At 65.4% G+C, this 15,895-nt stretch carries 12 protein-coding genes; 9 read left to right on the forward strand and 3 right to left on the reverse strand.

The window, feature by feature from the left end:
• Window positions 1–2: 2 nt before the first annotated feature.
• The gene (locus tag C380_RS03960; protein WP_015012602.1) at window positions 3–848 is read right to left on the reverse strand and encodes a MurR/RpiR family transcriptional regulator; all 846 of its coding nucleotides are present in this window, start codon (window positions 846–848) and stop codon (window positions 3–5) included.
• 258 nt (window positions 849–1,106) lie between these two features.
• Here C380_RS03960 and C380_RS03965 point away from each other — a divergent pair, with 258 nt between their 5' ends.
• From C380_RS03965 to tal, 4 genes are all read left to right on the forward strand, one after another.
• Entirely contained in the window at window positions 1,107–2,135 is a 1,029-nt protein-coding gene (locus C380_RS03965) for an ABC transporter substrate-binding protein (protein WP_015012603.1), read from the forward strand.
• A 99-nt stretch (window positions 2,136–2,234) separates the two neighbouring features.
• On the forward strand, window positions 2,235–4,394 hold the full coding sequence (locus C380_RS03970) for an iron ABC transporter permease (RefSeq protein WP_238544105.1): 2,160 nt from the start codon (window positions 2,235–2,237) through the stop codon (window positions 4,392–4,394).
• Between the two features lie 26 nt (window positions 4,395–4,420).
• Window positions 4,421–5,503 (forward strand): ABC transporter ATP-binding protein, encoded by a 1,083-nt coding sequence (locus tag C380_RS03975; protein ID WP_015012605.1) that lies wholly within the window; start codon window positions 4,421–4,423, stop codon window positions 5,501–5,503.
• Window positions 5,504–5,510: 7 nt separating this feature from the next.
• Entirely contained in the window at window positions 5,511–6,461 is a 951-nt protein-coding gene (gene tal / locus C380_RS03980; protein WP_015012606.1) for a transaldolase, read from the forward strand.
• A 925-nt stretch (window positions 6,462–7,386) separates the two neighbouring features.
• Here the strand turns inward: tal and C380_RS03985 are convergent.
• A complete protein-coding gene (locus C380_RS03985) occupies window positions 7,387–8,784 on the reverse strand; it encodes a sensor histidine kinase (RefSeq protein ID WP_015012607.1) in 1,398 nt (465 codons plus the stop codon).
• Window positions 8,785–8,962: 178 nt separating this feature from the next.
• Entirely contained in the window at window positions 8,963–9,679 is a 717-nt protein-coding gene (locus tag C380_RS03990; RefSeq protein WP_015012608.1) for a response regulator transcription factor, read from the reverse strand.
• Window positions 9,680–9,854: 175 nt separating this feature from the next.
• Here C380_RS03990 and C380_RS03995 point away from each other — a divergent pair, with 175 nt between their 5' ends.
• The 5 genes from C380_RS03995 (at window position 9,855) to C380_RS04015 (ending at window position 15,631) form a co-directional block, all read left to right on the forward strand.
• A complete protein-coding gene (locus C380_RS03995; RefSeq protein ID WP_015012609.1) occupies window positions 9,855–11,105 on the forward strand; it encodes an ABC transporter substrate-binding protein in 1,251 nt (416 codons plus the stop codon).
• A gap of 127 nt (window positions 11,106–11,232) precedes the next feature.
• Entirely contained in the window at window positions 11,233–12,351 is a 1,119-nt protein-coding gene (locus C380_RS04000; protein ID WP_015012610.1) for a carbohydrate porin, read from the forward strand.
• A 477-nt stretch (window positions 12,352–12,828) separates the two neighbouring features.
• On the forward strand, window positions 12,829–13,707 hold the full coding sequence (locus C380_RS04005; protein WP_015012611.1) for a carbohydrate ABC transporter permease: 879 nt from the start codon (window positions 12,829–12,831) through the stop codon (window positions 13,705–13,707).
• Window positions 13,697–14,566 carry a carbohydrate ABC transporter permease gene (locus tag C380_RS04010; protein ID WP_015012612.1) on the forward strand — a complete coding sequence of 290 codons (870 nt, stop codon included), beginning with the start codon at window positions 13,697–13,699 and terminating at the stop codon, window positions 14,564–14,566. Before C380_RS04005 ends, C380_RS04010 begins: the two co-directional genes overlap by 11 nt.
• 3 nt (window positions 14,567–14,569) lie before the next feature.
• Window positions 14,570–15,631: an ABC transporter ATP-binding protein gene (locus C380_RS04015; RefSeq protein WP_015012613.1), complete on the forward strand. Its 1,062-nt coding sequence runs from the start codon at window positions 14,570–14,572 to the stop codon at window positions 15,629–15,631.
• The last annotated feature ends 264 nt before the right edge of the window (window positions 15,632–15,895 follow it).

The following is a 15,895-nucleotide window of genomic DNA, read 5'->3' on the forward strand; positions in this document are numbered from 1 at the left end:
ATTTACGCGTAGCGCTTGGCCCGCAGGTTCTCTTTCATCTGCTGCAGGATGGGCTGCAGCGAGCTGCCAATGCGCAGCGCCACGCAGGTGGCCAGTACGTCGATGATGAGCAGGTGCATGAGGCGCGACACCATGGGGCTGTAGCGGTCGTAGCCCTCGGGGTGGTCGGCCGCCAGGTGGATCTGGCAGGTGCTGGCCAGGGGCGAGCCGCTGGCGGTGATGACGATGGTGGTGGCACCGTTGCGGCGGGCGATGTCGGCCGCGTCCATCAGGTCGCGGGTGCGGCCCGAGTTGGAGATGATCACCGCGCAGTCGCCCGGGCCCAGCAGGGTGGCGCTCATCACCTGCATGTGGCCGTCGCTGCTGGAGATGGAGGTCACGCCCAGGCGAAAGAACTTGTGCTGCGCGTCCTGCGCCACGATGCCCGAGTTGCCCACGCCGTAGAACTCGATGCGTTTGCCCTTCTTCCAGGTGTCCGCAATCGCGTCGGCCGCGCGTTCGATGGCCACGGTGCTGGCCGCGTTGCGGTATTGCAGGAAGGCCGCCACGGCGTTGTCCACCACCTTCACCAGTACGTCGCCGGTCTTGTCGTCGGCATCCACGCTGCGGTGGATGAAGGGCACGCCCTCGCTCACGCTGCCAGCCAGTTTGAGCTTGAAGTCCGCCAGCCCGTCGTAGCCCATGCTGCGGCAAAAGCGCACCACGGTGGGCTTGCTCACGTGCGCGCGCTCGGCCAGCTCGCGCACGGGCAGGCGGGCGAAGGTGCGCGGGTCGGTCAGCACCAGCTTGGCCACGCGCTGTTCGGCGGGGGCCAGCGAGGGCAGGGAGGCGGTGATGCGGTCGAGCATGTCAGTCTGTGAAGGCGGGGCAGGCTGCGCAGGGGCCTTTGAAAAAGGGGCTGGGACGGGACGCTCCATCTGGCTGCGGTCAGCGCGGTGGCGGGGCCGTCCTCATTTAATGTAACTCGGTTCCCAAACCTGCGGGGCCCGCGCAATCCCTGCCTTTCAACCTGCTTGCACCGACCCTGGGCGTTTCCCCCCTGGCCCGGGCGGGCCCTGCACGCATAGCATCCTCCATCACGTTATCCAGATACTGAGGAGCCTTCCATGCGCAAACCCTTGCTGACAAAACTTCTGGCCGGTGCGGCCCTGGTGGCCGCTGCGTCGGGCAGCTCGGCCCAGGGCCAGGTCAACATCATCTGCTCGGTGCAGGCCGAGTGGTGCAACCTGATGTCCACGGTGTACGCCAAGACCACTGGCACCAAGGTCAGCATGACGGCCAAGGGCTCGGGCGAGGCGCTGGCGCAGCTCAATGCCGAGCGAGCCAACCCCAAGACCGACATCTGGTTTGGCGGCACAGGCGACCCGCACCTGCAGGCGGCCGAGCAGGGCCTGACGCTCGAATACAAGTCTCCCCAGCTCGCGCAGCTCTACCCCTGGGCGCAAAAGCAGGCGGCCGATTCCAAGTACCGCACCGTGGGCGTGTACCTGGGGCCGCTGGGCTTTGGCTACAACAAGGAACTGCTGGCCAAGCGCAAGCTCAACCCGCCGCAGTCGTGGGCTGACCTGCTCAAGCCCGAGTTCAAGGGCGAGGTGCAGATGGCCAACCCCGCATCGAGCGGCACCGCTTACACCATGATCGCCACGTTGGTGCAGATCATGGGCGAGGAAAAGGCGTTTGAATACCTCAAGGCCCTGCACCCCAACATCAGCGCGTACACCCGTTCGGGCACAGCCCCGGTCAAGGCGGTTGCACGCGGCGAGACCACGGTGTCCGTGAGCTTTGTGCACGACGTGACCACCGAGGCGGTCAATGGCTTCCCTGTGGGATCGGCCACACCGTCGGAGGGTACCGGCGCAGAAGTGGGCTCCATGAGCATCGTCAAGAACGGCCCCAACACCGAGGCGGCCAAGAAGTTCTACGAATGGGCGCTCACGCCCGGCGGCCAACAGTTTGGCCTGGCGGCCAAGCAGTTCCAGCTGCCCAGCAACACGCAGGTGCCCAAGGACCCGCGCATGACCGATCCGGCCAAGATGAAGCTCATCAACTACGACTACGCCAAGTACGGCGCCAGCGCCGAGCGCCGCCGCCTGATTGCGCGCTGGGAAAAAGACGTGCAGAACGCAACGCGCTAAGGGGTGGTGGTGTCGGCAGCAGCGGCGGCAGCGCACGCAACCCTCCGGACCCGGGCTCCCGGTGCCTCGGTCAACCGGCCCCTGTGGGTCTGGCTGGCCATGGGCGTGCTGGGGTACCTGGTGTTCCCCTGGTATGCACAGCAGGACGCCAATGGCCTGCTGGCGGTGGGCCAGGTCTTCAGCAGCGAGCAGGCGGCCAACGGACTGATGCAGGCGGCCTTGTTCGGGCGCCCCTGGCTGTGGCTGGGCCTGGCCGGGCTGGCGGTGGCGGGCCTGGGGGCCTGCCTGCCCGCCGGGCGCAAGCAAGGCACGCTGCTGGTGGCGGGGGGCGCACTGGGGCTGGCGGCCCTGCTGCTCAGCGGCTTTGCGATTGGTGCGCGCGGCTGGGCGTTTGAATGGATGAACACCAGCCTGGGCGAACTGGGCGCGCGCCAGCCCGGCATGGGCTGGGGCGGGTTTGTGGTGCTGTCGGCACTGCTGGTGCTGCTGTCGTTCGGCATTGCGCGGCGGGGCTTCTTCAAGGGCGACCTGTTCGTGGCGGCTGCGGTGGTGGGCTGTGGAAGCCTGCTGGCGCTGTTCATCGTGTTCCCGGTGCTCAAGGCGCTGTCGGCGGCGTTTTTTCTGGAAGACGGCCCGTTCTCGCTGGCCGTGGTGTGGGAGCGCATCGCGCACGAGCGCAACTTCAGCCTGTCGTGCCTGGCGAACTTGGGTGGAGGCCAGCGCTGTGGCGTGGCCTGGAACACGCTGTTTCTGGGCCTGATGACGGCCACCAGCACGACGCTGCTGGGCACCTTCATGGCGCTGATGGCCGAGCGCGCCTCGCGCCGCTATGCGCGGCCGCTGAACATCGTGGCGCTGCTGCCCATCATCACGCCGCCGTTTGTGGTGGGCCTGGGGCTCATCCTGCTGTTCGGCCGTGCGGGGGTGTTCAACCAGTTTCTGGAATACGCGTTTGGCATCACGCCGTCGCGCTGGTTCTACGGCTGGCTGGGCGTGTGGGTGGCGCAGACCTTTGCCTTCACACCCATTGCTTTCATGATCATGCGCGGCGTGGTGCAGGGCGTGGCGCCCAGTCTGGAAGAGGCCGCGCAAACGCTGCGTGCCAGCCCGCACCGCACCTTCATGACCGTGACCCTGCCGCTGCTCAAGCCCGGCCTGGCCAATGCGTTCCTGGTGGGCTTCATCGAAAGCATGGCTGACTTCGGCAACCCCATCGTGGTGGGCGGGCAGTTCTCGGTGCTGTCCACCGAAATCTTCTTTGCCATCGTGGGCGCGCAGTACGACCAGGGCCGTGCGGCATCGCTGGCCTGGATCCTCACTTTCTTTGCGCTCACGGTGTTTGCCATCCAGCGCGGGCTGTTGGGCAAGCAGAACTTCACCACCGTGTCGGGCAAGGGTGACGCGGGCATTGCCATGCCGTTGCCCCGGGGCGTGCGCCGCGTGGTGCATTCGATTGCGCTGCCCTGGATGGCCTTCACGCTCATCGTGTACCTGTTTGCATTGGCCGGCGGCTTTGTGCAGACCTGGGGGCGCGACTACACCATCACCTTGGCGCATTTCCGTACCGCGTTCAGCGTGGAATGGGGCGAGTTTGGTGTGGTGTGGGCGGGCACGGCGTGGAACTCGTTCTTCACCACCCTCAAGCTCGCCGCCATCTCCGCGCCGCTCACGGCCACGCTGGGCATTGCCATTGCGTGGCTGCTGGCACGCACCGAGTTCCGGGGGCAGGGCGCGTTCGAGTTTGCAGCGCTGCTGGCTTTTGCCATTCCCGGCACGGTGCTGGGCGTGAGCTACATCCTGGCGTTCAACGTGCCGCCGTTCGAGCTGACGGGCACCGCCCTCATCATCGTGCTGTGCTTCATGTTCCGTAACCTGCCGGTGGGTGTGCGGGCGGGCACGGCGGCGTTCAAGCAACTCGACCGGTCGCTCGATGAGGCGTCCGTCATGCTGCGCGCGGGCAGCGTGCAGACGCTGCGCCATGTGGTGCTGCCGCTGCTCAAGCCCGCGCTGGTGGCTGCACTGGTCTACAGCTTTGTGCGCGCCATCACCACCGTGAGCGCGGTGATCTTCCTGGTCACAGCCGAGAACGAGCTGGCCACCACCTACATCATCGGCCGCGTGGGCAATGGCGATTATGGCGTGGCGCTGGCGTACTGCACGGTGCTCATCATCCTGATGTCGGCCTCCATCGGACTCATTCAGCTGCTGGTGGGTGATCGCAAACTGGGCCGCCGTGGAGCCGCTCCCGCTGCGCACTGACCCCCTCTGAAAAAAGAAAACACGCCATGAACAACAATGACGCGGGCATCGTGTTCCGCAACATCACCAAGCGCTACGGCAGCGACAGCAGCGCGGCCCTGGCCGTCAAGGGCATCAGCTTTGAGGTGCCACGCGGCACGCTCACCACCATCCTCGGCCCTTCGGGCTGCGGCAAGACGACCACCTTGCGCATGATTGCGGGGCTGGAATCGCCCACTTCGGGCGAGATCTTCATCGCAGGCCAGGACGTGACCACGCTGGGCCCCGCGCAACGCAATGTGAGCATGATGTTCCAGAGCTACGCGCTGTTCCCGCACATGAACGTGGTCGAGAACGTGATGTATGGCCTGCGCATGTCGGGCCAGCCCAAGGAGCAGGCGCGCGCCAAGTCCGTGGAGGCGCTGCGCGGCGTGGGCCTGGTGGGCTATGACGACCGCCTGCCCAGCGAGCTGTCAGGCGGGCAGCAGCAGCGCGTGGCCTTGGCCCGCGCGCTGGTGCTGGAGCCCGAGGTGCTGCTGTTTGACGAGCCCTTGTCCAACCTCGACGCCCGCCTGCGCCGTGAGATGCGTGAGGAGATCCGCGCGCTGCAGCAGCGCCTGTCGCTCACGGTGGCCTATGTCACGCACGACCAGGCCGAGGCCATGGCGGTGAGCGACCAGATCATCGTGATGAACCAGGGCCTGATTGCGCAGAAGGGCTCGCCCCGTGCGCTGTACGAAACCCCGCACAGCGAGTTTGTTGCGGGCTTCATGGGTGAGGCCATGCTGTTCCCGGCGGTGGCCGACCCTGATGGCACGGTGGCGCTCGGCCCGCTGGTGCTGCGCCCGCGCATGGCGGTGCAGAGCGGCCCGGTGAAGGTGGCGGTGCGACCCGAGGCCTGGCGCATTCACCGCCAGGGCACGGGCCTCCTACCTGCGCGGCTGGACAAGCGTGCCTACCTGGGCGCGGTGTACGAATACACCTTCGAGACCGCGCTCGGCCACATCTTTGTGGTGTCGTCCGACCTGGACGATGTGCTGGCCGTGGGGGACGCCGTGCAACTGAGCCTGGGTGCCCATGGCGTATCGGTGGTTGGTAGTACCGAAGCTGCCCGGACCAATGCGGAATAATGGCGCCATGACGAACCAACTCGACGCCCTCAAACAGTTCACCACCGTGGTTGCCGACACCGGCGACTTTCTGCAACTGGCCCAGTTCCGTCCGCAGGACGCGACGACCAACCCTTCGCTGATCCTCAAGGCGGTGCAGAAGCCCGAATACGCGCCGCTGCTCAAGGACACCGTTGCCAAGTGGCAAGGGCGTGCGATGGACGAGGTGATCGACCGCCTGCTGGTGCGTTTTGGCTGCGAGATCCTGACCCACGTGCCCGGCCGCGTCTCCACCGAAGTGGACGCCCGCCTGAGCTTTGACACCAGCGCCACCGTCACGCGCGCCGAACGCATCATCGAGCTGTACCAGGCCGAAGGCATCCACATCGACCGCGTGCTCATCAAGATCGCGGCCACGTGGGAGGGCATCCAGGCCGCCGCACAGCTGGAGCGCAAGGGCATTCACACCAACCTCACGCTGCTGTTCTCGTTCGCCCAGGCCGTGGCCTGCGGCCAGGCCAAGGTGCAGCTGATCTCGCCTTTCGTAGGCCGCATTTACGACTGGTACAAGAAGCAGGCCGGAGCGAGCTGGGACGAAGCTGCGCGCGCTGGCGCCAACGACCCGGGCGTGCAGTCGGTCACGCAGATCTACAACCACTACAAGCGTTTTGGCATTGCCACCGAGGTGATGGGCGCGAGTTTCCGCAATGTGGGGCAGATCACGGCGTTGGCCGGGTGTGATCTGTTGACCATTGCACCCGAGCTGTTGGCGCAGCTGGCTGCGAGTGATGCACCGTTGCAGCGGGCGTTGGATGCGGAGGCTGCCAAGGCGATGAACCTGCCTGCGGTGAACTATGACGAGGCGGGGTTCCGGTTTGCGCTGAATGAGGATGCGATGGCGACCGAGAAGCTGGCTGAGGGGATTCGGGCGTTTGCGGTGGATGCTGTGAAGCTGGAGAAGCTGATCCTGGCGGCCTGAGGTCGGGCTTATTTTTTGTGAGCGGCTGGTGCCTGGGTTGCAGGTGCTGGCCGCTTTTGTTTTTGCTGGGCTATTGCGAGCACATCGAGCCGCATGCTTGCGTTTGGGGCGGGAGCCGGGTTGTCGCCCCGGCGGGCGAGGTACTTGTTCTTTGCTTCGCCAAAGAAAAGTACCCAAAAGAAAGGCGACCCCCAGTCTGCGACCCCTTCGCGATGCGAAGGGGCAAACCTGCATCGGGGCGGTTGCGGGGTGCGCCGTGGAACTCACTGCGCTGCGTTGCAGCTTCGTTCAGACATCCACGGCGAGTCAGTTCACGAAGCACGCGCGCTTCGACGCGCGTGCCACCCCGCAACCGCCCCGCCGCAGGCGCAGCCAGCAGGGGTGGGGCAGCCGAACAGCCAACATCCGTTCGGGCCATTGCTGCGCTCGGCCTGGCCTGCGCAGCGCGTGGCGCTTGCGCCCGCGAGTTGGGGCCGAGCGCAGCGATGGCCCGTGTGGATGTTCTGCTCCCTTGCCCCTCTGGATGCGCCGAGGAGCGCAGGGTTTGGCGGATCAGGACTCGCGATTGTCTGAGCGAAGTGAAACGGAGCGAGTTCGAGCGAGACCCCGCCAAACCCGAGCACTACAGGTTGCCCCGAAGCGAAGCGCAGGGGACGCAGACAGTGGGGTCGCCCTTTCTTTGGTTCCTTTCTTTCGGCGACGCGAAAGAAAGGGACTCGCATGCCGGGCGACTCCCGGCCTCCGCCCTCAGTGACGGCATGCCATTCGATGAGCACGCGCCCCCAAGACTGAGAGTGCAAAAAAGACGCATCAAACCGTCAACGTCGGCCGGAAAACTCCCGCCCGGAAGTGCTGGAAGAAGCTATAAAAATGATAGCTACCAAGGCATGAAAAACTAGCGCCCCCAGCCGATAACACCCAAAACTCACCCCGCAGGCAGCCGCATCCCCACCCGCAACCCCTTCGGCACCACCCCCTCCGCCACGGTCCGCCCCCCGTGCCGCAGCGCGATCTCTTCCACGATTGACAGCCCCAGCCCACACCCCCCTGCCTTGTCCGACCCGCGCCAGAACCGCGCAAACAAATCGCCCAGGTGCTCCGCTGGTACGCCCGGTCCGTCGTCCTCCACCACCAGCAACGCCCAGTGCCCGGGTTCCTCATGGCCCACACGCACCGTTACGGTGGCGCCGGGGCCGGCGTAGTGCAGGGCGTTGTCGATGAGGTTGTTCAACGCCTCCCGCAGCAGCAGCGGGTGGCCCTGCGCGGGCAGGTGGTCCACGCCCTCGTAGCCCAAGTCCATGCCCTGCGCCAGTGCGCGGGCGGCCCATTCGCGGGCCACCTCGCGGGCCAGGGCGGCGAGGTCGATGGACTGCATCTCCACGTTCGACTCCGAGCGCGCCAACTGCAGCAGCTGGTGCACCAGGTGGGCGCTGCGTTGTGCGGCCGACAGCACCTTTTGCAGGCGGGCCTGCACGGCGGGTTCGTGGCTTTCGTGCAGGGCCAGCTCGGTCTGGCCGATCAGGCCGGCGAGCGGCGTGCGCAACTGGTGGGCGGCGTCGTTCAGAAAACGCTTTTCCTTTTGCTGGCCGCGCGCCACGGTCTCCAGCAGGCGGTTGATGGTGCTGGCCAGCGAATGCACTTCCTGCGGTGCTGAGGTCAGCTCAATGGGCGGCAGCGGCGTGGTGCCCGTGTGGGGCTGTGCGCCTGCACGTTCAATTTGCGCCTCCAGGCGCTTGAGGGGTTGCAGGCCGCGCAGCACGCCGGCGTACACCACGGCGCTCAGGGCCAGTCCCATCAGGCCCATGGGGAGCACCATGCGCTCCAGCAGTTCCTGCGCAATGCGCTCGCGCACCGTGAGGCTCTGTGCCACCTGCACGCGCAGGCGCTGGCGGGTGGAGGCGGTGCCGTAGTCCACATCCAGCAAGGCCACGCGCACCGGTTTGTCGTCCACCCGCGCCTGGTACAAAAACGCCTCGCCCACCGCCACATCGACCTGGGCGGGCGGTGCCGGCAGCTGCGCGTTGCCCAGCAAAAAGCGGCCGGGCGGGGACGACACCATGTAGGTGATGCGGTCGGCCGGGTCCTGCTCCAGGATGTCCTGCGCGGCCTTCGGAAAGTCCACCAGCAGCCCGTCGCCAATCGGCTTGATCTGCCGCGCCAGCGCCCGCACCGACTGGGTCAGCGTCTGGTCAATGCCCTTTTCGCCGTTCTGTAGCGCAATGCGCCACGCCAGGAACCCGCCCGACAGCCACAGCACCAGCTGCGGCAGCAGCAGCCACAGCAGCAGCTTGCGTTGAAGAGAGACCCCTGGTACGTGGCGCATGTCAGCGAACCCCACTGCGGGAGGTGGTGAAAGCCCGCAACGCGTGCCGCTGGCGCGGCCGAGGCGCGGGATGCCGAGCAAGGGTCGCCTCGCAGCGAGGGCAGCGTCCCCCTGCCCGCGCAGCGCAGCGAAGCGAGAGCGGGGGGAAGGCGCGCAGCGACTCAGGGGGGGGTGCCATCTACGGCTTGTTCAGCATGTACCCCAGCCCCCGGATATTGCGGATCACCAGGTTGGACTGGTCGAGCTTCTTGCGCAGGCGGTGCACATACACCTCCAGCGCATTGGAGTTCAGCGGGGCGGCGGTCTGGCCGGGCTCGGGCGGGCTGGCGCGCCAGGCGGCCAGCACGTCGTCGCGGGTGACGACTTCGCCGCAGCGGTGGGCCAGCAGCTCCAGCAGCTCCCACTCGCGCTGGGTCAGCTCCAGCAGATCGCCGTTCAGCGCGGCGGAATGGCTGGCGTGGTCTAGCACCAGCGGGCCGATGGTGGTGTTGGCAACGCCGGCCGCGCTGCTGGCCTGGGTGAAGGCGGGCTGGCGTGCGCGGCGCAGCATGGCCTGCAGGCGGGCCTGCAGCTCCTGCATGTTGAAGGGCTTGGTGATGTAGTCGTCGGCCCCGGCGTTCAGGCCCAGCACGCGGTCATCGACGCCGTCGCGGGCGGTGAGGATCAGCACGGGCAGGCCGGCAATGTGCGCGCGGGCCCAGGTCAGCAGTTCCATGCCGTCGGCGCCGGGCAGGCCCAGGTCCAGGATGATGCCGTCCACTGCCTGCGTCTGCAAAAGCGCCATGGCCTGCGCCACGCTGCTGGCGGTGCAGACGCTGTAATCGAGTTGCTTGAGCTGGCCGGTGAGAGCGTCGAGCAGGAGGGCGTCGTCTTCGACAATCAGTATCGTGGCCATGGATTGAGCATAACAAAGGCCCCCGCAACGGCCCCGCTGTGGGGCCGCTGCGACTCTCAGGGAAAGCCCTGAGAATTAAATTAATTATTGTAATTAAAGTACCGACTGCGCTGAACGGCACCGGTATCACGGCGCAGCAACGGATTCTGGAAAACAACGTCGAGGAGACAAGGGTATGTGGAAGATGACAAAGATCGCCGCACTGGCGGTGGGCCTGGCGGCCGCGATGTCTGCCAGCGCGGGGGAGGTCGAGGTCCTGCACTACTGGACATCGGGCGGCGAGGCCAAGTCGGCTGCCGAGCTCAAGAAGATCATGCAGTCCAAGGGCCATACCTGGCGCGACTTTGCCGTGGCGGGCGGCGGTGGCGACAGCGCCATGACGGTGCTCAAGAGCCGCGTGATCTCGGGCAACCCGCCCTCGGCCGCCCAGGTCAAGGGCCCGGCGATCCAGGAATGGGCGTCTGAAGGCGTACTGGCCAATGTCGATGCACTGGCCAAGACCGAGAAGTGGGACGACGTGCTGCCCAAGGTGGTCGCCGACGTGATGAAGTACAAGGGCAGTTACGTGGCCGCCCCCGTCAACGTGCACCGCGTGAACTGGCTGTGGGCCAGCTCCGATGCGCTCAAGAAGGCGGGCGTGGCGAGCATGCCCAAGACCTGGGACGAATTCTTTGCCGCAGCCGACAAGCTCAAGGCCGCAGGCCTGATCCCCGTGGCGCATGGCGGCCAGAACTGGCAGGACTTCACGACCTTTGAATCCGTGGTGCTGGGCGTGGGTGGTGCCAAGTTCTACCAGGACGCGCTGGTCAAGCTGGACGACAAGGCCATCAACAGCGACACCATGAAGAAGTCGCTGGAGACCTTCCGCCGCATCAAGACCTACACCGATCCTGGCGCTCCCGGCCGCGACTGGAACCTGGCCACGGCCATGCTCATCCAGGGCAAGGCGGGCTTCCAGCTGATGGGTGACTGGGCCAAAGGTGAGTTCATCGCGGCCAACAAGGCGCCGGGCAAGGACTTCCAGTGCGCAGCGGCACCGGGCACGGCCAACGCGTTCACCTTCAACGTGGACTCGTTCATCCTGTTCAAGCTCAAGGACGCAGCAGCACAGAAGGCGCAGAGCGACCTGGCCAGCTCCATCATGAGCCCTGAGTTCCAGGAGGTGTTCAACCTCAACAAGGGCTCGATCCCTGTGCGCACCGGACAGAAGATGGACAAGTTTGACGACTGCGCCAAGCTGTCCAGCAAAGACTTTGCCGACACTGCCAAGAGCGGTGGCCTGGTGCCCAGCGTGGCCCATGGCATGGCGATTGCGCCTGCCACCGAAGGGGCGATCAAGGATGTCGTCAGCCAGTTCTGGAACGACGACAAGGTGAGCGTCGCCGACGCCATGAAGAAGATCGCGGCCGCCGCGAAGACCAAGTAAGTAAGCCGTGTCCAACACACGCACCCGCACGCACTAAAACCAACCCCAGAGGGATCCCATCATGAAGACAAGAAACCGCCTCACGGCGGTGGCTTTGGCCGCCGCATGCGCGAATGGCGCCTTTGCTATGGACGTAGCAGGCTTTGAGTTCAACGGCTACTCCCGCGGTGGCCCGGTGTTCAACCACTCCGACGGCGTCAAGGGCAACCTGACGCTGGGCGGCGAACTGCAGAAGTACCGCCTGGGCAACGAGGGTGACAACGGCATCGAAGTCAACTTCGCCAAGGGCTTCGAGGCCGGTGGCATCAACTGGAAGGTGAACTACATGCCCGCCAAGTGGGGCAGTGGCGACATCAGCACCGAACAGGCGTTTGTGGAAATGAGCGGCTTCTCGTTCTCGCCCGAAGCCAAGTTCTGGGTCGGCCAGCGCCGCCTGCGGATCCAGGACGTGCACATCGTCGACTACTTCCTGCTGAACTACGGCGACAACATCGGCGCCGGTGTGACCGACGTGCCTGTGGGCGGCATGAAGCTGGGCGTGGGCGTGTTCTCCGGCGACAAGTTTGACGGCGGCCTGCCCAACAACGTGAAGGCACACCGCATCAACGCAGACCTGTCTGACATCAACACCAACCCCGGCGGCAAGCTGCGGGTGCTGCTGACGGCTGTGGGGGGCAAGAACCAGGTGGGCGGCGGCTCGGGCTCTGGCATCTCGCTGATGCACACGCAAAAGGAGTTCCTGCTGCCCAGCATCACCAACACGCTGTACCTGCAGACATCGCGTGGCCATGCCCGCATCGACGGGGAGTTCGAGGCCATCGAGGGCACCAGCGCTGGCAAGCGCGCCACCCGCATCGCCGACTCCATCAACTGGCAAAGCGGCCCGTTTGGCGGCCAGGCCCTCATTGGCTACCAGACCAACAAGGCTGACCTGACTGGTGTGGAGACCAAGGACTTCTCGCTGGGCGGCCGTGGCTCGTACGCGTTCACCAAGAACTTCAAGGGCCTGGTGGAACTGTCCACCACCACCCGCAAGGGCAGTGGTCCGGACCAGCGCCTGTCCAAGGTCACGCTGGCGGGTGCCCTGGCCCTGAATGAAGACTTCTGGTCGCGCCCCGAGCTGCGTCTGTATGTGACCAAGGCCAACTGGAACCAGGCGGCGGCGGTGGCCAACGCAGGCACCTTTGGCGCCAATGGCAAGACCTCGCGCACGCTGGTGGGCGTGCAGTACGAGGTGTGGTGGTAAGAACCTGCTCAAGATCTTTTCGGGGTCGCACAAGTACCTTGCCGGGATGGGGTGCAAGGCGCGCTGCGCAGCCAATAGCCCGTGCTATTGGCAAGCGCCGCAACGCCGCAGACCGCCCGGCAAGCCACTTGCCCGAAGGGTTGGAGTGAAATCGGGCGATTGGACGCCCCGGCTGCTTGCATGGGCATGAGCCCATGCGGCGCATCCGAAGCAGCCACTCATCCCGATTGCACTCCAATGCGATCCCCGAACAGATTTTGAACAGGTTCTAAGTGAGAGAGTGAGTAGCGAGTTAGTTTGAGGTAAACACTTTGTTCATTGGGGGGTGCTCTGAGCGCACCCCCCCTTTTTTCATGTGACACAAAGTGGATGTGTGAATGAGTGAAACGGTGGTTGAGTGATTGATCGAGATACCGCGTACAGCGCCTACCGCGCACGCAGCGTGTGAAGTGCGTACGCAAGAGAGATTCGCAAGCAATGAAGAATTCCTTTGAAACCTGGCTGCCCAGGCTGGTGGTGACCCCGGCGTTTGTGCTGGGTTTTGCCTTCATCTATGGCCTCATGGTGTGGAACGGCGTGCTCAGCCTCACCGCATCGCGCATGCTGCCCAACTACGAATGGGCGGGCCTGGCGCAGTACGAGCGCCTGTGGGAGATGGACCGCTGGTGGGTCGCCCTGAAGAACCTGGGTATTTTTGGCGTGGGCTATGTGGGTGGCTCTCTGGTGATTGGTGTGGTGCTGGCCGTGCTGCTGGACCAGAAGATCCGCGCCGAGGGCGCGCTGCGCACCATCTACCTGTACCCCATGGCGCTGTCGTTCGTGGTGACCGGTACGGCCTGGAAGTGGCTGCTGAACCCCGGCCTCGGCATCGAGAAAATGGTGCGCGACTGGGGCTTCACGAACTTTGAATTTGGCTGGCTGGTGGACACCGAGATGGCGATCTACTGCGTGGTCATCGCCGGCATCTGGCAAAGCGCCGGGTTTGCCATGGCGCTGTTCCTGGCCGGGCTGCGCGGCATTGACGACAGCATCATCAAGGCCGCGCAGGTCGATGGTGCCTCGCTGCCGCGCATCTACTGGCGCATCGTGCTGCCCGCGCTGCGGCCGGTGTTTTTCTCCACGCTCATGGTGCTGTCGCACCTGGCCATCAAGAGCTTTGACCTGGTGATGGCGCTGACCGCGGGTGGCCCCGGTTTTGCCACCGATGTGCCCGCCACCTTCATGTACACCATGTCGTTCTCGCGCGGGCAGATTGGCCTGGGCGCGGCCAGCGCCACCATGATGCTGGCCACCGTGGCGGCCCTGGTGATTCCTTACCTTTACAGCGAACTGCGGAGCAAACCCCATGACCGCTAAGCCCTCTGTGTTTCCGTCCGTGGGCCGCCTGCTGGTCTATGGCGTGCTGGCCCTGGCCACCGCGTTTTTTCTGCTGCCGCTGTACGCCATGCTGGTCACGTCGTTCAAGGACGCCGAGGAGATCCGCAGCACCTCGCTGCTGGCGCTGCCGGGCTCGCTGAACTGGTCGGCCTGGGGCACGGCCTGGCAGAGCGCCTGCACGGGCGTGGACTGCAACGGACTGCGCCCGTTTTTCTGGAACTCGGTGGCCATGGCCGTGCCTGCGGTGCTGATCTCCACCGTGTGGGGCGCGCTCAACGGCTATGTGCTGAGCCTGTGGAAGTTTCGCGGCAGCGACACCTTGTTTGGCCTGCTGCTGTTTGGCGTGTTCATGCCCTTCCAGGTCGTGCTGCTGCCCATGAGCCAGGTGCTGGGCTGGCTGGGGCTGTCCAGCTCCATCACCGGGCTGGTGCTGGTGCACTGCCTGGCGGGGCTGGCAGGCACCACGCTGTTCTTTCGCAACTACTACGCGGCCATCCCCAAGGAGCTGGTGAACGCCGCACGCATGGACGGCGCAAGCTTCTGGCAGATCTTCTGGCGCATCGTGCTGCCGCTGTCCACGCCCATCGTCATGGTCACGCTGATCTGGCAGTTCACCAACATCTGGAACGACTTTCTGTTCGGCGTGGTGTTCTCGGGCACCGAGTCCAAGCCCATCACCGTGGGCCTGAACAACCTGGCCAACACCAGCAGCAGCGTGAAGGCGTACAACGTGGACATGGCGGCCGCCATCATCGCGGGCCTGCCCACGATGGTGATCTATGTGCTGGCGGGTAAATTTTTTGTGCGCGGGCTGACGGCCGGCGCGGTGAAGGGATAAATCATGGCGTCATCACTCGACATTGCAGGCATCAACAAGCGCTTTGGCAAGGGCGACAAGAGCGTGGAAGTGCTGCGCAAGGTGGACATCCACGTCGCGCCCGGCGAGTTCCTCATCCTGGTCGGCCCCTCGGGCTGCGGCAAGTCCACGCTGCTCAACATCATTGCGGGGCTGGACGAGCCCACCGAGGGCGAGATCCGCATCGGCGGCAAGAACGTGGTGGGCATGCCCCCGCGCGATCGCGACATCGCCATGGTGTTCCAGAGCTACGCGCTGTACCCCACCTTGAGCGTGGCCGACAACATCGGCTTTGCGCTGGAGATGCGCAAGATGCCCAAGGCCGAGCGCCAAAAGCGCATCGACGAAGTGGCCACGATGCTGCAGATCAGCCACCTGCTGGACCGCCGGCCCAGCCAACTCTCGGGCGGACAGCGCCAGCGTGTGGCCATGGGCCGGGCGCTGGCACGCCAGCCGCAGCTCTTCTTGTTTGACGAGCCGCTGTCCAACCTGGACGCCAAACTGCGCGTGGAGATGCGCGCCGAGATCAAGCGCCTGCACCAGGCCAGCGGTATCACCAGCGTGTACGTCACGCACGACCAGGTGGAGGCGATGACGCTGGGCTCGCGCATCGCGGTGATGAAGGGCGGCGTGGTGCAGCAGCTGGGCACACCGGACGACATCTACAACCGCCCGGCCAACACCTATGTGGCCACCTTCATCGGATCGCCCACCATGAACCTGCTGCGCGGCGCGGCCACGGGCGGGCAGTTTGGCATTCAGGGTGCAGCGCTGAACCTGGCCGCTCCCGCCAGCGCCAACGAGGTGCTGCTGGGCGTGCGTCCCGAGCACCTGGTGATTCAGGAGACCGCCCCCTGGCGCGGCCGCGTCAGTGTGGTGGAGCCCACCGGCCCAGACACCTATGTGATGGTGGACACGGCCGCAGGCAGCGTCACGCTGCGCACCGACGCCCAGACCCGCGTGCAGCCCGGCGACGCCGTGGGCCTGGCGGTAGAGCCCGCCAACGCCCATTGGTTTGACGCCAGCAGCGAGAATCGGTTGGCGTGAGCCGCGCGGTGCAAGCGCCGCCCGGTCGTTGCATGTAGTGTGCCGTCCCGCAAATAGCTGCACATGAAATCGCGTCCTCACCCCCAGGGCTGCGTTGCAAATCCTCGCGATAGCTACGGCTATCACTGCGGTTTGCGCCTTGCCCTGGGCGCGATGCCATCGATTTCATTTCGTGCAGCTATTTGCGGGACAGCACACTGATTGCTATTGAAACAATAGCTGCTAGCGCATGTCCTACTAGCGCTGGCAGCTGTTTTTGCTTAA

It is taken from the genome of Acidovorax sp. KKS102, from assembly GCF_000302535.1.
Lineage (GTDB): Bacteria > Pseudomonadota > Gammaproteobacteria > Burkholderiales > Burkholderiaceae_C > Acidovorax.